The organism is Pelagibius sp. (assembly GCF_965227505.1).
Classification (GTDB): Bacteria; Pseudomonadota; Alphaproteobacteria; order Kiloniellales; family Kiloniellaceae; genus Pelagibius.
Genome location: NZ_OZ245757.1, coordinates 607,007 through 623,850, shown reverse-complemented (window position 1 = coordinate 623,850; position 16,844 = coordinate 607,007). Strand labels below are relative to the sequence as shown.

Annotated in this window: 15 protein-coding genes and 1 tRNA gene; 13 read left to right on the top strand and 3 right to left on the bottom strand. The window is 65.7% G+C overall.

Translation table 11 applies throughout. The features are described from left to right. Positions 1 to 117: 117 nt before the first annotated feature. Entirely contained in the window at positions 118 to 1,923 is a 1,806-nt protein-coding gene (locus ACO06P_RS02955; protein ID WP_420348521.1) for a PHA/PHB synthase family protein, read from the bottom strand. Between the two features lie 201 nt (positions 1,924 to 2,124). On the opposite strand from ACO06P_RS02955, the gene ACO06P_RS02950 reads away from it, so the two are divergent. The 7 genes from ACO06P_RS02950 (at position 2,125) to ACO06P_RS02920 (ending at position 9,767) form a co-directional block, all read left to right on the top strand. Then, positions 2,125 to 2,934: an OmpA family protein gene (locus ACO06P_RS02950; RefSeq protein WP_420348520.1), complete on the top strand. Its 810-nt coding sequence runs from the start codon at positions 2,125 to 2,127 to the stop codon at positions 2,932 to 2,934. Positions 2,935 to 3,167: 233 nt separating this feature from the next. Then, entirely contained in the window at positions 3,168 to 4,388 is a 1,221-nt protein-coding gene (locus tag ACO06P_RS02945; protein WP_420348519.1) for an LL-diaminopimelate aminotransferase, read from the top strand. Next, positions 4,385 to 5,710 (top strand): homoserine dehydrogenase, encoded by a 1,326-nt coding sequence (locus ACO06P_RS02940; RefSeq protein ID WP_420348518.1) that lies wholly within the window; start codon positions 4,385 to 4,387, stop codon positions 5,708 to 5,710. The genes ACO06P_RS02945 and ACO06P_RS02940 overlap by 4 nt, the downstream gene beginning before the upstream one ends. A 70-nt stretch (positions 5,711 to 5,780) precedes the next feature. Beyond that, positions 5,781 to 6,749, top strand: a complete 969-nt coding sequence (gene glpX, locus ACO06P_RS02935) for a class II fructose-bisphosphatase (RefSeq protein WP_420349688.1) — start codon at positions 5,781 to 5,783, stop codon at positions 6,747 to 6,749. Between the two features lie 5 nt (positions 6,750 to 6,754). Next, entirely contained in the window at positions 6,755 to 8,578 is a 1,824-nt protein-coding gene (gene recJ / locus ACO06P_RS02930) for a single-stranded-DNA-specific exonuclease RecJ (RefSeq protein ID WP_420348517.1), read from the top strand. Positions 8,579 to 8,666: 88 nt separating this feature from the next. Further along, positions 8,667 to 9,602, top strand: a complete 936-nt coding sequence (locus ACO06P_RS02925; RefSeq protein WP_420348516.1) for a DUF1194 domain-containing protein — start codon at positions 8,667 to 8,669, stop codon at positions 9,600 to 9,602. 89 nt (positions 9,603 to 9,691) lie between these two features. Next, positions 9,692 to 9,767, top strand: a tRNA-Glu gene (locus ACO06P_RS02920). Positions 9,768 to 9,837: 70 nt separating this feature from the next. Here ACO06P_RS02920 and ACO06P_RS02915 read toward each other — a convergent pair. Together ACO06P_RS02915 and ACO06P_RS02910 are read right to left on the bottom strand one after the other, a co-directional pair. Beyond that, complete coding sequence (locus tag ACO06P_RS02915; RefSeq protein WP_420348515.1) at positions 9,838 to 10,401, bottom strand: GNAT family N-acetyltransferase; 564 nt, start codon at positions 10,399 to 10,401, stop codon at positions 9,838 to 9,840. A 95-nt stretch (positions 10,402 to 10,496) separates the two neighbouring features. Then, positions 10,497 to 10,883: a hypothetical protein gene (locus ACO06P_RS02910; RefSeq protein ID WP_420348514.1), complete on the bottom strand. Its 387-nt coding sequence runs from the start codon at positions 10,881 to 10,883 to the stop codon at positions 10,497 to 10,499. Between the two features lie 280 nt (positions 10,884 to 11,163). On the opposite strand from ACO06P_RS02910, the gene ACO06P_RS02905 reads away from it, so the two are divergent. The 6 genes from ACO06P_RS02905 to ACO06P_RS02880 all read left to right on the top strand — a co-directional run bounded on the left by ACO06P_RS02905 (position 11,164) and on the right by ACO06P_RS02880 (position 16,732). Beyond that, a complete protein-coding gene (locus tag ACO06P_RS02905) occupies positions 11,164 to 12,078 on the top strand; it encodes an ABC transporter permease subunit (RefSeq protein WP_299392266.1) in 915 nt (304 codons plus the stop codon). Between the two features lie 3 nt (positions 12,079 to 12,081). Beyond that, positions 12,082 to 13,416, top strand: coding sequence for a high-affinity branched-chain amino acid ABC transporter permease LivM (livM, locus tag ACO06P_RS02900; RefSeq protein WP_420348513.1), 1,335 nt, complete (start codon positions 12,082 to 12,084; stop codon positions 13,414 to 13,416). Next, positions 13,413 to 14,345, top strand: a complete 933-nt coding sequence (locus tag ACO06P_RS02895) for an ABC transporter ATP-binding protein (RefSeq protein WP_420348512.1) — start codon at positions 13,413 to 13,415, stop codon at positions 14,343 to 14,345. The genes livM and ACO06P_RS02895 overlap by 4 nt, the downstream gene beginning before the upstream one ends. Before the next feature lie 7 nt (positions 14,346 to 14,352). Continuing rightward, a complete protein-coding gene (locus ACO06P_RS02890) occupies positions 14,353 to 15,063 on the top strand; it encodes an ABC transporter ATP-binding protein (protein ID WP_420349687.1) in 711 nt (236 codons plus the stop codon). A 39-nt stretch (positions 15,064 to 15,102) separates the two neighbouring features. Beyond that, positions 15,103 to 15,450, top strand: coding sequence for a DUF6867 family protein (locus ACO06P_RS02885; RefSeq protein WP_420348511.1), 348 nt, complete (start codon positions 15,103 to 15,105; stop codon positions 15,448 to 15,450). 178 nt (positions 15,451 to 15,628) lie between these two features. Then, complete coding sequence (locus tag ACO06P_RS02880; RefSeq protein ID WP_420348510.1) at positions 15,629 to 16,732, top strand: branched-chain amino acid ABC transporter substrate-binding protein; 1,104 nt, start codon at positions 15,629 to 15,631, stop codon at positions 16,730 to 16,732. Positions 16,733 to 16,844 lie beyond the last annotated feature (112 nt).

Genomic DNA, 16,844 nt, shown 5'->3' with positions numbered 1-16,844 from the left:
TTGCCGTTCGATGTGGCGGAGGCGGCGTTCACCAGCTCTGCCGGCCGCCCCGGCCTCCTGCGGCCGGCACTGGTCTACGCCCAAGGGCCAGTGGGGCGGGCCGCCCGGTCGGCCCCGTCAGTCGTGCGCCTTCACCTTCACATAGCTGCCCGGGCCGTCTTCCAGAACCTTCAGCTTGCCGTCCCCCGGTTTCCGGGCGGGCACCTTGCCGCCGCTCTGGCGGCTCACCCACTTGTCCCACTCGGGCCACCACGACCCGGCATGCTCGCCGGCCCCGTTGATCCAGCTCTCCGGCGACTTCGGGTTCTTGGTGTTGGTCCAGTAGCCGTACTTGTTGGCTTCCGGCGGATTGACCACGCCCGCGATATGGCCCGAGCCGGCCAGGATGAATTTGACAGGCCCGCCCAGAAGCTGGGTGGCCGAGTAGGTCGCCTTCCAGGGGGCGATGTGATCCTCGCGCGTGGAAACCAGGCAGCTCGGCACCTTGACCTTTGACAGGTCGATGTCGACACCCTTCAGCGTGACGCCGCCGGGTTCGACCAGGCGGTTCTCCTGATACATGTTGCGCAGATAGAAGCTGTGCATCGCGGCGGGCATGCGCGTTGAATCGGAGTTCCAGTAAAGCAGGTCGAAGGGGAAGGGGTCCTTGCCCATAAGGTAGTTGTTGACCACGAAAGACCAGATCAGGTCGTTGGCCCTGAGCATGTTGAAGGTCGTCGCCATGTCGCCGCCTTCGAGATAGCCCTTCTCGCTCATCTTCTCTTCGAGCGCGGCCAGCTGCACCTCGTCGATGAAGACGCCCAGCTCCCCGGCGTCGTCGAAGTCCATCATGGTGGTGAAGAAGGTCGCGGACTTGACGCGCTCATCCTTCTTCGCCGCCATATAGGAGAGGGTGCAGGCCAGAAGGGTGCCGCCCAGGCAATAGCCAATGACGTTGGCGTCTTTCTCGCCGGTCGCCTTCTCAACGGCGCTGAGCGCGTCAAGCGGGCCTTCGAGCATGTAATCCTCGAAGGACTTGGCTGCCAGCTTCTCATCCGGGTTGACCCAGGAGATGACGAAGACCGTGTGGCCCTGGGATACCGCCCAGCGGATGAAGGAGTTTTTCGGCCGCAGGTCGAGGATGTAGAACTTGTTGATCCATGGTGGAATGATCAGCAGCGGCCGCTTGTTCACCTGCTCGGTTGTCGGCTCGTATTGCAACAGCTGCATCAGGTCGTTCTGGTAGACCACCTTGCCGGGCGTGACGGCGATGTTCTCGCCCAGTTCGAAGGCCTCTGTGTCCGTCATCCGGATTTTGAGCCGACCCTTGCCGCGCTCGAGGTCGTCCAACAGGTTTTCCAGGCCCTTGACCAGGTTCTCGCCGCCGGACTCCAGGGTCTCGCGCAAGACCTCCGGGTTGGTCATCAGAAAGTTGGACGGCGCCATGGCGTCGACGAACTGGCGGGTATAGAAGTCCACCTTCTGCGACGTCTTGTCGTCCAGACCCTCGACATCCTTGACCGTGGTCTGCATCCAGCGGGCGGTCAGCAGGTACGACTGCTTGACGAAATCGAAAAGCTCGTTCTCGTCCCACTCCGGATGCTTGAACCGCCGGTCCCCGCGTTCCGGTTCGGCCACCGGGGTCGCCTCCTGGCCCATCATGCGCTGCGCGGTGGTCTGCCAGAGGCGCATGTAGTCCTGCCAGAGCGACATCTGCGCCTGCACCAGCTTCGCGGGATCGGCCATCATGCGGCTCGTCATTTCCATGAAAGCGGCGCCGATGTTCATGGGATCGAAGGCGGCCGAACTGCCGTTGCCGTCCTTGTACTGCCGCTCCAGGAACTCGCTCACCAGCTTCTGGCTGCGCTCGGCGATTCCGGCCACCGATTTCGAGATCTCCACCGGATCGGGCAATTTGATGTCGGGGGGCTGTTGCTCCGCCATGACGGCTTCCTTATCCTACCGGGAACTGCGGGCCTGAACCCGGGGCAGGACTCCGGTTTCAGGCTGTCGGCGCCGAAACGCCCCGCAAAGTAATAGGGGGGTAGCGCCGATTCAATAGCGGAGAATCCCGCCTCAAGTCGGGCGGTCGGGCCCGGATCGGCTGAGAATTCGGGTTCTTTGGCGATGCAAGGAAGAGACGCAATGACGAGGTTGCAGGAGAGCGCCGGGACGCCCGAGAGGCCGCGCCGGACGCGCTGGACGGAGGGGGTTGCCGGCCCTTTGGGCCGCTGGAGCGTCTGCTGTGCTGCGGCGCTGCTGATGGTCGGTTGTGTCGCGCTGGACGATGCGACCATGTCCCCCGAGCAGCAGGCGGCCGAACAGCCGCAGAGGGTCACCACGGAGGGGGCAAAGGACGAATTTCCTAATTTGTCGGAGGTTCCCAGCGGACCCCAGCCCCATACCCCGCCGGAAGCCCGCGATCAGATGGTGGCGGAGCTTTCGGCGGACCGCGACAACGCGACGTTCACCGAGGTCCCGCCGCTCGAAACGGCGGCTTCGGCCGACCCCTTCGCCAACAGCCTGATCATCTCGTCCGGCTCGGTGACCCGCGGCGATCAGGTCGCCGCGCTGGAGCCGCAGTCGTCGGCAGGCGACAGCGGGCAGCTGGCGGCCATCATCTTCTTCAGCCATGGCTCGGTCGACCTGGACGGCAACGACCGTGACGTCCTGCGGGACCTCGTGACCCTGCACCAGCAGCGCGGGGGCAGTTTGCGGGTGGTGGGGCACGCCAGCAGCCGGACCCGCAACGCGACGCCGGACGAGCATCAGGTCGCCAACTTCGAGATGTCGCTGAAGCGGGCCGACGCCGTGTCGGCGGAGCTGCGGCGCCTTGGCGTGTCCGGCGCCGCCCTGAAGACCGAAGCGCGGTCGGATGCCGAGCCCGTGTATCATGAGTTCATGCCCTCGGGCGAAGCCGGCAACAGGCGGGTCGAAATCTTCCTGGAAAACTAGCCGGGGCCCCGGTACAAGGGGCGCTGAACGAGGCCCCGCCGACGTTTCGGCTGCAGGTCGGCTGCAGGGCCCCGCGTCGGAGCCGGGCGGGGGCAGCAAGGCGGCCCGGTGACGGGCCCCGATAAACGAGCCCCGATAAACGAGCCCCGGTAAACAAGCCCCGGTAACCGTCCCCCGTAAGCGATCCCCTAAGCGACCCCCGGCAACGATCCGGCACCACAGACCAAGATCCAATGTCCCAGGACTTCCACCGTATCAAGCGCCTGCCGCCTTACGTCTTTGCCGAGGTGAATGCCTTGAAGTCCAAGGCGCGCGCGGACGGAAAGGACATCATCGATTTCGGGATGGGGAACCCGGACCAGCCGCCCCCCAAGCACGTGGTCGACAAGCTGGTCGAAACCCTGGGCGACCCGCGCGTCCACCGTTACTCCACGTCGCGCGGCATACCCGGCCTTCGCCGCGCCCTCTGCCGCTACTACGGCGAACGTTTCGGTGTCGAGCTTGATCCGGAACGAGAGGTGATCGTGACCCTGGGCTCCAAGGAGGGCCTTGCAAACCTGGCTCAGGCGATCACCAGTCCGGGCGACATCATCCTGGCGCCGAACCCCAGTTATCCGATCCACGCCTTCGGCTTCATCATCGCCGGCGCCGCCATCCGCAGCCTGCCCGTAGGGCCCGGGTTCGACTTCATGGAGCAACTGGAGCGCGCCGTCCGCCACTCCGTGCCCAAGCCCTCGGCCCTTGTTCTGAACTATCCCGCCAATCCGACCGCGGAGGTCGTCGATCTGGGCTTCTATGCCGCCGTGGTGGACTTTTGCCGCGAGCATAAGATCTACGTGATCTCCGACCTCGCCTATGCCGAGGTCTACTTCGAGGGCACGCCGCCGCCGTCGATCCTGCAGATACCGGGGGCACGCGACATCGCTGTGGAATTCACCTCCCTCAGCAAGACCTACTCGATGCCAGGCTGGCGGATCGGCTTTTGCGCCGGCAATGCGGATCTGGTGGCGGCCCTCAGCCGGGTTAAGTCGTATCTCGACTACGGCGCCTTCACGCCGATCCAGGTGGCTGCCACCGTGGCGCTCAACGGACCGCAGGACTGTGTCGACGAGATGCGTGAACGCTACCGCTCGCGGCGCGATGTGCTGGTGTCCGGCCTCGCGGCGGCCGGCTGGCCGATCCCTAGTCCGCCCGCCACCATGTTCTGCTGGGCGCCTCTGCCGGAAGCGCTGAAGGAGATGGGCTCTTTGGAGTTCTCAAAGCTGCTGCTCGAGGAGGCGCAGGTGGCCGTGGCGCCGGGCGTCGGCTTCGGCGAATACGGCGAAGGCTTTGTGCGCCTGGGGCTGGTGGAGAACGAACAGCGCACCCGGCAGGCCGTCCGCAACATAAGGTCTTTCCTCCGGTCTTCCGGGATCGGGCCCGGTGATCCCAAGGTTCGGAACATCGCCTCTTGACAACACCTCTGCGTATAGCGGTCGCCGGCCTCGGTACGGTCGGCGCGGGAACGCTCCAATTGTTGGAGCGGAACGCGAGCGCCATCGCGGCGCGGTCCGGGCGCGGCGTCAGAGTCGCGGCGGTCTGCGCGCGCGACCGGTCCCGGGACAGGGGGATCGATCTCTCGGCCCAGCAGTGGTTCGACGATCCGGTCGTCATGGCCCGCGAGGCGGAGGTGGACGTGGTCGTCGAACTGATCGGCGGGGCCGAAGGGGTGGCGCGCGAAACGGTCGAGGCGGCGCTTTCTGCCGGCCGGTCGGTCGTCACCGCCAACAAGGCCTTGCTGGCGCACCACGGGACGGCCTTGGCCCGCCTTGCCGAAGACAAGGGCTGCACAATCGCCTACGAGGCGGCGGTGGCAGGTGGCATTCCGATTATCAAGGGCCTGCGTGAAGGGCTGGCCGGCAACCGGATCAGCCGCGTCTACGGCATTCTGAACGGCACCTGCAACTACATCCTCACGCAGATGTCGGCGGCCGGCGGCCAGGGTGGAAACGTCGGCGCGGCCCAGGACTTTGACGAGGTTCTCGCGGACGCCCAGCGCCTCGGTTACGCCGAGGCCGACCCCAGCTTCGATGTCGACGGCGTCGATACCGCACACAAGCTGGCGATCCTGACGGCCCTCGCGTTCGGCTGCGAAGTCGACTTCGATGCCGTCTATGTGGAAGGCATCCGCAACGTTTCGGCGCTCGACGTGGCCTATGCGGAGGAGCTGGGGTACTGCATCAAGCTTCTGGGGGTGGCCCAGCAGGTCAATGGTGAGGTGGAACAGCGGGTGCATCCCTGCATGGTGCGCAAGGGACGGCCCATCGCATCGGTCGACGGTGTCTTCAACGCCGTCGTGGCCGACGGCGACTTCGTCGACACCACCATGTACGAAGGCCGCGGTGCAGGGGCCGGGCCGACGGCCTCGGCCGTCGTCGCCGACCTGATCGATCTGGCCCGCGGGACGGCGCCGCCGGTCTTTGGCATTGCAGCCACCCAACTGCGCCAGCTGCCGACACTGCCCATGGAGCGGCACGCCTGTGCCTACTATCTGCGCTTGCTGGTGCTCGACAGGCCCGGGGTGATTGCAGACGTTTCGGCGGTGCTGCGTGACGCGGATATCTCCATGGAGTCCATGCTGCAACGCGGGCGTGCGCAGGGCGAGGGCGAGCCGGTTCCGGTCATCATCATGACACACGAGACCAGCGAAGCGGCGATGCAAGCTGCGCTGGCGCGAATCGCGGTCCTGGAAGCCACCTTGGAGCCGCCGCAACTGATCCGTATCGTAGATTTTTGAAAACCTGATGACCGGCGCGGTGCGAGGCGCGGTCCGAAAGGAAGAGGCAGCGATGGCAACGAACAGTGCGATGGATCGAAACCTGGCCCTGGAGACCGTCCGCGTTACGGAGGCGGCTGCCTTGGCAGCGTCGCGTCTCATGGGGCGCGGCGATGAAAAGGCCGCCGACCAGGCGGCCGTGAACGCCATGCGCCAGTCCCTCAACAGCCTGGGCATCGACGGCACGGTGGTGATTGGCGAGGGCGAGCGCGACGAGGCGCCGATGCTCTACATCGGCGAGAAGGTCGGCAGTGGCGGGCCCTCCATCGACATCGCCCTCGATCCTCTCGAGGGCACCACCATCACCGCCAAGGGCGGGCAGAACGCCATGGCGGTGATCGCCATGGCCGAGTCCGGGAACTTCCTCAACGCGCCGGACACCTACATGTCGAAGATCGCCGTCGGCGGCGGGCTGCCGGATGATCTCGTCGACCTCGACGAGGAGCCGGCCACCAATCTGGCAAATCTTGCCAAGGCCAAGCAGGTCGAAGTTTCCGACCTTGTGGCCTGCATCCTGGACCGGCCGCGGCACAGCGATCTGATCACCAAGGTCCGCGAAGCCGGGGCGCGGATCATGCTGATCGGCGACGGCGATGTCTCCGGCGTCATGGCCACGAGCAGCCCGGAAAGCGGCGTCGATATCTACATCGGCGTCGGCGGCGCGCCGGAGGGTGTTCTGGCTGCGGCGGCTCTGCGCTGCATCGGGGGTCAGTTCCAGGGCCGGCTCGTCTTCCGCAATGAAGAAGAACGGCGCCGTGCCGACCGCTGGGGCATCACCGACTATGACCGGAAGTACAGCCTGGACGATCTGGCCAGCGGGGACGTCATGTTCGCGGCCAGCGGCGTCACCGACGGGTCGATGCTGAAGGGCGTGCGGCGCTATCACGGCGGTGCCATGACCCATTCCGTGGTCATGCGGTCGAAGTCGGGCACCGTGCGCTATGTCGAGGCCCACCATAATTTCCAGCGCAAGACCTGGTACGACGAGCTCGGCGTTTAGCGGTCGTGGCCGCCGGTCCTTCAGGCTCCGCAGCGGCGTCGGCGGGCGAGGCCCGGCGGGACTGCTTTCTCGGGGTCGAGCGCTCCCTCGGCGGCAAGCGTTGGGAAGAACGCCTGGGCGGCGGCCGTTTGGGCCTTGCCCTCGCTCAGCAGCTCGGCCTGCCGGAGGTCGTGGGAAGGGTGCTTGCCGCCCGAGGCGTCGGCACCGAGGAGGCGGAACGCTTCCTAGCACCGACGCTGCGTGACTATCTGCCCGATCCTTCGGCCTTTCAGGATATGGACCGCGCGGCGGCGCGGCTGGCGCTTGCGATCCGGAATGGCGAGAAGGTTGCGGTTTTCGGCGATTATGACGTCGACGGGGCGACGTCCTCGGCGCTGCTGCACCGCTTCTTCGCCGCGCTCGGCGTGCCGCTGGAAATCTATATTCCCGACCGCCTGGCGGAAGGCTACGGACCGAACGGACCGGCGCTGAAGCGCCTCGCGGAGGCCGGGGTCGACCTCGTCATCACGGTCGACTGCGGGATCTCTGCCTTCGAAGTGCTGGAGACTGCGGCCGGCGCCGGGCTGGACATCGTGGTCGTCGACCACCACGCCGCAGAGCCCCGGCTGCCTGCCGTCGCGGCGGTGGTGAACCCGAACCGTCTGGACGACACCAGCGGCCACGGACAGTTGGCCGCCGTCGGCGTCGCCTTCATGCTGGTGGTGGCGCTGAACCGGACCCTGCGGACGCAGGGATGGTACGCGCAGACCGGCCGGCCCGAGCCGGACTTGCGCCAGTGGCTCGATCTCGTGGCGCTGGGGACCGTCTGCGACGTGGTGCCCCTGACCGGTGTCAACCGGGCCCTGGTGGCCCAGGGTCTGAAGGTCATGGGCCGCCGCGGCAACGCCGGGCTCGCGGCGCTCTGCGATGTCGCCCGCATCAATGAGGCGCCGGGCACCTATCACGCCGGCTACCTGCTGGGCCCGCGGGTGAATGCGGGCGGGCGCGTCGGCGCGGCGCCCCTGGGGGCCCGTTTGCTGTGCTGCGACGAGCCCGGGCCGGCGGCGGTCATGGCCGCGGAACTGGACGGCTACAACAGCGAGCGCCGGGAGATCGAGGCCCGGGTTCTGGATCAGGCGATCCTGCAGGTTGAAGAGGCCGGACCTGGCGAGGGGCTGGTGGTCGCGGCGGCGGAGGGCTGGCATGCGGGTGTGATCGGCATCGTCGCCAGCCGCCTGAAGGAACGCTACAACCGGCCGGCGCTGGTGATCGCCCTGGACGGCCCGGTCGGCAAGGGGTCCGGCCGTTCGGTTCCGGGGGTCGACCTGGGGGGCGCGGTCATCGCCGCGCGCCAGGCCGGCCTGCTGGTCAACGGCGGCGGCCATCCCATGGCGGCCGGGCTGACCGTGGCGCGTGACAGCCTTGCGGATCTTGCGGCCTTTCTGGGTGAACGCCTGGCGCAGCGCCTGACGGAAATCGCCTATCGCCCCGCGCTCGGCATCGACGGCGCGCTGCAGCCCAAGGGGGCGACCCTCGAATTGCTGGCCGCCCTGGAGCGCTGTGCCCCCTTTGGAGTCGGCAACGTCCAGCCGCGGTTCGCCTTGCCGTCGGTGAAGGTGGCGCAGGCCTCGGTCGTCGGCGAGAATCACGTGCGTTGCTACCTCTCCGGGGCAGGGGGCGGCCGGTTGAAAGCCATCGCGTTCCGCGCCATGGACGGGGCGCTGGGGCCTGCGCTTCTGCAGACCGCCGGTCTTCCGTTGCATGTTGCCGGCCGCCTGCAGATCGACCGTTGGGGCGGTGTTGAGACCGTGCAGTTCGTGATTGAGGATGCTGCCCCACTGACCCATTGATTTTGCTGGTAAATTAGCGATATACGGCGCAGGGAGCCGGCGTTCAAATTGCGGTCAGCGGCGCTATTCCGCGCGACAGCGGGCGCCTTTGGCGGTTAAGCTCTGCTTCATGGTGATGCGGCTCGACGGTTTCCCGAGATCAGGCAGGATCGCTGCGGCCTTGCGCGCCGGACTGCTTGCCACCCTTTTGGCGGCTGTTCCGGCAGCGGCCCAGGCCGGCACAGAGAGCCGCGCCTCTCCTTCGGGGGAGGCTTTGGCGCAGGCTGACGGTGGTGGCCAGCCTGTCGATCTGGAACTGGTGCTGGCGGTCGATGCTTCCTCCTCGGTCTCCGCCGAGGAGTTCGACCTCCAGATGCGCGGCTTTGCCGACGCCTTTCGTCATCCCGCTGTGGCTTCGGCGATCCGCGCCACCGGGGAACTGGGGGTCGCCGTGGCGATGATCCAGTGGTCCGACAACCGCCGCCAGCACATGGCGATCGACTGGCAGCATCTGACAACAGCGGATTCGGCGCAGGGCTTCGCCGAGATCATCGATTCGACGCCGCGGTTTCTGGACGGCGGAGGAACCGCCATCGGCGGCGCCATCGAATTTGCGGCCCGCGCGCTCGACCGCAACGGGTTTCAGGGCGTGCGGCGGGTCATCGACATCTCCGGCGACGGCCGGGCCAATCAGGGCGCCCAGCCGTCGAAGCTGCGCGATCTGGCGGTGCTGCGCGGCATCACCATCAACGGGCTGGCCATCCTCAACGAAGACTCCTCGGTGGACGCCTACTACCGGACCTCGGTGATCGGCGGGACCGGCGCCTTCGTGATGACGGCCAACAACTACGAAGACTTCGCGGCCGCCATGCTGGAGAAACTGATCAAGGAGATCGGCGCCGTTCCCATTGCCGAACTGCCCCCTGAGGGGCCCGGCAGAGTCTACGGCGCCGCGCAACTCGCCGAGCGCAATCCGCCGGAGAGTGGGGCGCAGTCCGGCAGCGCGGGCGCGGTCGACCCGGCCCCCGATCCGCCGGGCTATTAGCATCCGCTTTTGCAGGCGCGTCTTTAAGCGCCGCAGCGCCGAGATTGGCTTGCAATCCGGCGGGCGAGGGGCTAAATCCTCTGCCCGACGACCCCTTCGTCTAGTGGCCTAGGACATCGCCCTTTCACGGCGAAAACACGGGTTCGAGTCCCGTAGGGGTCGCCATCCTTCCCTCCAAACGACAGTTGGTGAGCGCCCGGCCTTCGCCGACCCGCAGCCGTTCCGCAACCCTGGCCTAGCGCCCGCTTGACCCGGCCGGCGCCTTGGCGGCCTGCTCCAGAACGCTCTGCACGATCCCCCGGGTGTCGTTGAAGAGTTCCATCATCACCGTCAGCGGGGTCGGTTGGAGTGGCTGGATGCGCGCTTCCAGATCGCCGTCGACCATGGTGAGCCGTCCGGAGAACTTCTTTGCGATTCGCTGGATTGGCCGGTTTTCCGGCAGGCACAGCAGAAAGACCGTGCGGATCCCGCGGTTGCGCGCGACCAGCAGCGCTTCGGCGACCAGCCGCGTGCCCAGTCCCTGGTTCTGATAAGGCTCCTCGACCGAGACTGAGAGTTCGGCCGCGCCGGTCCACCAGGCACCCGCACGGCGCAGTTCGACAACCCCGTGCAGGTCCTGTCCGTCGACCGCGCCTATGGCCCAGGTTTCAGACCAGTCGATAGCCTCGACGAAATCGGCCAGGCCCTGTGAACTCACCGCGTGGCCGAACCGCAGCCGTCGCTCTTCCGGAGAAAGACGGCAAAGATGATGCGTCAGCTTATCGGCCTCAAAAGCCGACAGCTTGCGAACAAGCGTCATTGTGACTCCAGCGCCGCGGCCCAGCCCTTCAACCAGTTCTTCGCACCGGAAGGGCCCAGGCGCGGCTCTTCTGTGGTTCCCGACAGCGGGTGGGGTTAGGCCTGAACGGCCTGCCCGGGTGCGCTTTGCGCTAAGGCGCCGGCTTTCGCGGCCGGGCGCTTTGCCGGCCAGAGGCGGGCAAAGAGGGCCTTCAGGGCGGCAGCCATCGCCTCGGCCTGCAGTCTGCGGCCTTCAGCGATATGCCGCTCGATGCGGGCGCGGTCAAAAGCGTGGTCGAATCCGGCGCTCATGCTGTCAACGGTCCAGCCTTCCGGCGCCGGCGAATTCAGGTTTTCTGCGTGGCTTTGGTGCGTCATCTCGAAACTTCCTTTTGAAACGGCGTTTCTTTTTGAGCACCTCCCTAAACAGCACTGATTGTTGCAGTGCACAGTTAAAATAGTATTGCGATTCGAATGTGTTGCAAGAAAATTGCTGCGACGCATTAGAGCTATGCGCGGAACGCTTGACTGGCTGGGTACTAGGCTATCCGGCGCACTTGGGGTGTCCCGGGCCCGCTCCGCAGGGCCTCCGGCCCCCGCCACGCCTTTGCGTTTGACCGCTCTGCGATTTGTCGTAAGGTGCGCGGCTGAAGCCGTTACAGGGGGGCGGAACAGGCCGGTGCGCGTCGCTGCAGCAGAGCAGAACGCCGGTGGGTTCAGCCAACGGAAAACGATCTGAGCAAACAAAAGCCGGGGCGGGCGGAAGCCGCGGCGGACAGGGGTTATGGAGTACTTCGTTCAGCAGCTGATCAACGGGGTCACCCTGGGGGCGATCTACGGCTTGATCGCGATCGGCTATACGATGGTCTACGGGATCATCGGCATGATCAACTTCGCCCATGGCGACATCTTCATGATCGGCGCTTTCGTCGGATTGATCGCTTTTCTCATTCTGGGGCTTGTGGGGATCACCTGGGTGCCGCTGGCGCTCTTGATCGTGCTCGTCGTTGCGATGCTGCTGACGTCGGTCTACGGCTGGACGGTCGAGCGCATCGCTTACAGACCGCTGCGCGGGTCACACCGGCTGGCGCCGCTGATTTCGGCTATCGGCATGTCGATCTTCCTGCAGAACTACGTGCAGCTGCTCCAGGGCGCGCGGGTGCGTCCCATGCCGCCGGTGATCCAGGGGGGAATCACCCTGATGGAAACCGAGACCTTCGTGGTCCAGCTCAGCTACGTGCAGATCATGATCGTCCTCGTCACCGTTGCGCTGATGGCGATCTTCGCGACGATCATCGCGCGCACGGCACTCGGTCGCGCACAGCGTGCCTGCGAGCAGGACCGCACCATGGCGGCGCTCCTGGGCATCAACGTCGACCGGACAATCTCCCTGACCTTCGTCACGGGCGCCGGGCTTGCCTCGGTCGCCGGTATCCTCTTTCTGGTCTATTACGGCGTCATCGACTTCTACATCGGCTTTCTTGCCGGCATTAAGGCCTTTACTGCCGCCGTCCTGGGCGGTATCGGCTCGCTGCCGGGCGCCATGCTCGGCGGGCTTCTGATCGGCCTCATCGAGACTTTCTGGTCGGCCTATTTCACCATCGAATACAAGGACGTGGCTGCCTTCTCGATCCTCGTGCTGGTGCTTATCTTCCGGCCGACCGGCCTGCTTGGCCGGCCCGAAGTGGAAAAGGTTTAAGCCATGGCCGTTGAAGCGGGAAAGCGCGCGGCGGTGGCCGACGGCGTCGACATCCAGGCTGTTCTGAAAGAGGCTGGTCTGGCGGCCCTGGTCGCCTTCGGCCTCGCGATCTCCATCGTCGGTGTCCGCACGGTGACAATCCCGGGCGGCCTCGGCCTGGAGTACCGCTGGGAGTGGGTGGTCTTTGCCGTCGTTGGGGTCTTCCTCGGGCGCTTTGCCCTGGCCTATCGGCGCGAAACGCGCAGCCCGGCCCGGCGGGCCGAGCGCGAAGAGGCGATGGACCGGATCGGCGCCCAGGTTCAAAGAGTGGCCAAGATCGCCGGCCCGCTGCTGGTGGTCTTTGCCATCGCCCTACCGTGGATGCCCTTTTCGAACCGCTACATCGTCGACATCGCCACGCTGGTGGTGATGTACATCATGCTGGGCTGGGGCCTGAACATCGTCGTCGGCTTGGCCGGGCTGCTCGACCTCGGCTATGTCGCCTTCTATGCGGTCGGGGCTTATTCCTACGCCCTGATTGCGGTCTACTTCGATCTCTCGTTCTGGATCTGCCTGCCTCTGGCCGGGCTCTTCGCCGCCACCTTCGGCGTTCTGCTCGGGTTTCCGGTGCTGAGATTACGCGGCGACTATCTTGCGATCGTGACTTTGGGGTTCGGCGAGATCATCCGCGTCGTGCTCTTGAACTGGTACGAATTCACCCGGGGGCCCGACGGGATCTCCGGCATTCCGCGCCCCAGCTTCTTCGGTCTGCCGTTCTCGCGCCGGGTGCAGGAGGGTGAGCAGTCCTTCCACACGTTTTTTGGCCTCGACTTCTCTTCGATGCACAGGATCGTGTTTCTTTACTACCTCATCCTCGCTCTGGCACTGATCACCAACCTTTTCACCATGCGGATCCGCAGGCTTCCGGTGGGCCGGGCCTGGGAGGCGCTGCGCGAAGACGAAATCGCCTGCCGCTCGCTCGGTATCAATCCCACCAACACCAAGCTGACGGCCTTTGCCATCGGTGCCATGTTCGGTGGCTTCGCCGGATCCTTTTTCGCGACGCGCCAGGGTTTCATCTCGCCCGAGAGCTTCACCTTCGTTGAGTCGGCGGTCATCCTGGCCATCGTCGTCCTGGGCGGCATGGGCAGCCAGATCGGCGTTGTGATTGCAGCCGTTGTCCTGATCGGTGGGACCGAACTGTTCCGCGAACTGGAGCAGTTCCGCATGCTGGCCTTCGGCGGACTGATGGTGCTGATCATGGTCTGGCGGCCCCGCGGGCTTCTGGCGCATCGCGATCCGACCATGCGTCTCGGCGCCGCTTCAGCCAAAGCCGCAGCCGGGAAGAGTTCTCCATGACCGTGGCAACCGCAGAGACGGCGAACCACGACCTCACCATCCCGAGCGGCGCCAGGGCGCTGCTGACGGTCGAGCATCTGACCATGCGCTTCGGCGGCCTGGTCGCCGTGGACGACGTATCCTTTGCCGCCGGCGATGCCGAGATCACCGCGATCATCGGGCCGAACGGTGCCGGCAAGACCACGCTCTTCAACTGCCTCACCGGCTTCTACAAGCCGACGGTCGGGCGCCTCACCCTGGACAATGGCGAGCGGCAGTTTCTTCTCGAGCGGATGGATGACTTCCGCATCGCCCAGCAGGCGCATGTTGCCCGGACCTTTCAGAACATCCGGCTGTTTCCGGCCATGTCGGTGCTGGAGAACCTGATCGTCGCCCAGCACAACGCGCTGATGCGCGCCTCCGGCTATACCGTCTTTGGTCTGTTCGGCATCGGCGGCTACCAGAAGGCCGAGCGCGAGGCGGTCGACTGGGCACGCTACTGGCTCGAACAGGTCAGCCTCGTGGAGCGTGCCGACGACAACGCAGGCGACCTGCCCTATGGCGCGCAGCGGCGCCTCGAGATCGCCCGCGCCATGTGCAGCCGTCCGGCGCTGCTCTGTCTCGACGAGCCGGCGGCCGGGCTGAACCCACGCGAGTCGGCCGAGCTCAACGAACTGCTGCTTTACATCAAGCGGCAGCATAGGATCGGCCTGCTGCTGATCGAGCACGACATGAGCGTGGTGATGGAGATCTCCGATCACATCGTGGTGCTGGACTACGGTCGCAAGATCTCCGACGGCACGCCGGCCGATGTGCGCGCCGATCCCGCCGTTATCCGCGCCTACCTGGGCGAAGAGGAAGACGACGAGATCCCGCCGGAGGTGGCGGCCGACCTGGCAGACGACCTGGGCCCGCGGCCCGGCGGCGGCAGCGAAGGTGGTGGCGGCTGACATGGCAATGCTTTCCATAGCCGGCGTCCACACCTTCTACGGCAACATCGAAGCGTTGCGCGGTGTCGATCTGGACGTCCAGCAGGGCGAGATCGTGACCCTGATCGGCGCCAACGGCGCGGGCAAGTCGACACTGCTGATGACGGTCTTCGGCAACCCGCGCGCTGCGCAAGGCACGGTTCATTTCGACGGTGAGAACATCACCCGCAAGCTGGCCCACGACATCGTGCGCATGGGGATCGCGCAGTCGCCGGAAGGGCGGCGTATCTTTCCGCGCATGACCGTCATGGAAAACCTGCAGATGGGGGCGACCGTGGCGCCGCCGCAGCACTTCGACGACGACCTGGAGCGGGTCTTCACACTCTTCCCGATCCTCAAGAACCGTCAGCAGCAGCGCGGCGGAACCCTCTCGGGCGGCGAACAGCAGATGCTCGCAATCGGCCGCGCCCTGATGAGCCGTCCGCGGCTGCTGCTCCTGGACGAGCCGTCGCTCGGTCTGGCACCGCTCATCGTGAAGCAGATTTTCGCAGTGCTGAAGGACATCAACCAGAGCGAAGGCATGACCATCTTTCTGGTCGAACAGAACGCCTTTCACGCCCTGAAACTCGCCGACCGCGGCTACGTCATGGTGAACGGAAACATCACCTTGAGCGGCACGGGCGAAGAGCTGCTGGCGATGCCGGAGGTGCGCGCGGCTTACCTTGAAGGAGGGCACTGAGCGGATGTTGAGCGGGCGTCGATCTGGGAGGGCCGTGCCATGATCCCCATCCTGGGCACCAGCCTTCCGGTCTTCATCGCCGTCACTGTGGTTCTGGTCGGCGGCGCGGCCTTTCTCGCGGGTCAGGCGCTCAGTGCGCATTGGCGCCCGGCCTGGCAGGTGGTGGGCTATTCGCTGCTGCTCGGCCTCGCCGATCGCTTCGTCATCTTCAGCCTTTTCGGCGGTGAACTGCTGTTGCTCAGCGGCTACGTGATCGATACCGCCGTGATCATGGCCATAGCCTTGCTCTCCTATCGCCTGACGCGGGCGCGCACCATGGTGGCGCAGTACCCCTGGCTCTACGAGCGTGCCGGACCGTTCGGCTGGCGCGCGCGTCAAGATGGTTAACGCGAAATCGTTGGACTAAAAGAGATTGCGGGCCTCAACAGGCCTGCCTAAGCTGTCTGCCGAAATGGCATGACAATGCTGTGGAATGGCGTCAGCCTGCCACAGAAGTAAAGGGCTCAAATGAGCCTGAGTATTGGGACAACAGGGATTTCAAGCTAGACGGGAGGGTACTTCCAAAATGCGCAAATTCACTTCGGTGCTCATGGCCGCTGCAGCGGTCACGGCTTTGACGGTCACGGCGGCCCGCGCCGAGATCGTGATCGCCACGGCCGGACCCATGACCGGCCAGTACGCCAGCTTCGGCCAGCAGATGAAGGCCGGCGCGGAGCAGGCGGTCGCCGACATCAATGCGGCCGGCGGCGTCCTGGGCCAGAAGCTGGTCCTGGAGGTGGGCGATGACGCCTGCGATCCCAAGCAGGCGGTGGCCGTGGCCAACCAGATGGTCAACAAGGGCGTCGTCTTCATGGCCGGGCACTTCTGCTCCGGCTCGTCGATCCCGGCTTCGCAGGTCTACGAAGAAGAGGGGATCCTGCAGATCTCTCCGGCCTCGACAAGCCCAGTTCTTACAGAAGAGGGCGGTGACAACGTCTTCCGCGTCTGCGGGCGCGACGATCAGCAGGGCCAGGTGGCCGGTGCGTTCCTGGCCGAGAAGTTCGGCGCCAAGAACATCGCCATCGTCCATGACAAGACACAGTACGGTAAGGGCCTGGCCGACGAGACCCGTAAGAACCTGAACTCCGCCGGTGTGACCGAGGCGCTCTACGAAGCCTACACCGCCGGTGAGAAGGACTACACGGCGCTGGTGTCCAAGCTGAAGCAGAACAGCATCGACGTGCTCTATGTCGGCGGTTACCACACCGAGGCCGGCCTGATGGTGCGCCAGATGCGCGACCAGGGCATGAACACGCTGCTGGTTTCCGGTGACGCGCTGGTGACCGACGAGTACTGGTCGATCACCGGCGATGCCGGCGAGGGTACCCTGATGACCTTCAGCCCGGATCCGCGCAAGAACCCGGTGGCCGCCCCGGTGGTCGAGGTGTTCCGGGGCAAGGGCATCGAGCCGGAGGGCTATGTGCTCTACACTTACGGCGCCATCCAGGCCTGGGCCCAGGCTGTCGAGAAGGCCGGTACGGTCGACCTCGATCCGGTCATCGCGTCGCTGCGCGGCAACCAGTTCGACACGGTGCTCGGCAACATCGGCTTCGACGAGAAGGGCGATGTGACCGCGCCGGGCTATGTGTTCTACGAGTGGAAAGACGGCACCTACGATTATCTGCAGTAGGGTGCATTTCCAGCGTTCATGAGAGCGGCCCGCCGGTTCGGCGGGCCGTTTTCCTTTGCCCAATTGTCTTTGCCCCGGCGCCGGCCACGGTTTGACGGTCCGGTAAGGCTTT

What these genes read in the sequence shown, in the direction of transcription:
- ACO06P_RS02955 (WP_420348521.1), bottom strand. Translation starts at nt 1,923, where the DNA reads ATGGCGGAGCAACAGCCCCCCGACATCAAATTGCCCGATCCGGTGGAG.
- ACO06P_RS02950 (WP_420348520.1), top strand. Translation starts at nt 2,125, where the DNA reads ATGACGAGGTTGCAGGAGAGCGCCGGGACGCCCGAGAGGCCGCGCCGG.
- ACO06P_RS02880 (WP_420348510.1), top strand. Translation starts at nt 15,629, where the DNA reads ATGCGCAAATTCACTTCGGTGCTCATGGCCGCTGCAGCGGTCACGGCT.
- glpX (WP_420349688.1), top strand. Translation starts at nt 5,781, where the DNA reads ATGGATCGAAACCTGGCCCTGGAGACCGTCCGCGTTACGGAGGCGGCT.
- ACO06P_RS02885 (WP_420348511.1), top strand. Translation starts at nt 15,103, where the DNA reads ATGATCCCCATCCTGGGCACCAGCCTTCCGGTCTTCATCGCCGTCACT.
- ACO06P_RS02910 (WP_420348514.1), bottom strand. Translation starts at nt 10,883, where the DNA reads ATGCGTCGCAGCAATTTTCTTGCAACACATTCGAATCGCAATACTATT.
- ACO06P_RS02945 (WP_420348519.1), top strand. Translation starts at nt 3,168, where the DNA reads ATGTCCCAGGACTTCCACCGTATCAAGCGCCTGCCGCCTTACGTCTTT.
- ACO06P_RS02915 (WP_420348515.1), bottom strand. Translation starts at nt 10,401, where the DNA reads ATGACGCTTGTTCGCAAGCTGTCGGCTTTTGAGGCCGATAAGCTGACG.
- ACO06P_RS02890 (WP_420349687.1), top strand. Translation starts at nt 14,353, where the DNA reads ATGCTTTCCATAGCCGGCGTCCACACCTTCTACGGCAACATCGAAGCG.
- livM (WP_420348513.1), top strand. Translation starts at nt 12,082, where the DNA reads ATGGCCGTTGAAGCGGGAAAGCGCGCGGCGGTGGCCGACGGCGTCGAC.
- ACO06P_RS02895 (WP_420348512.1), top strand. Translation starts at nt 13,413, where the DNA reads ATGACCGTGGCAACCGCAGAGACGGCGAACCACGACCTCACCATCCCG.
- ACO06P_RS02905 (WP_299392266.1), top strand. Translation starts at nt 11,164, where the DNA reads ATGGAGTACTTCGTTCAGCAGCTGATCAACGGGGTCACCCTGGGGGCG.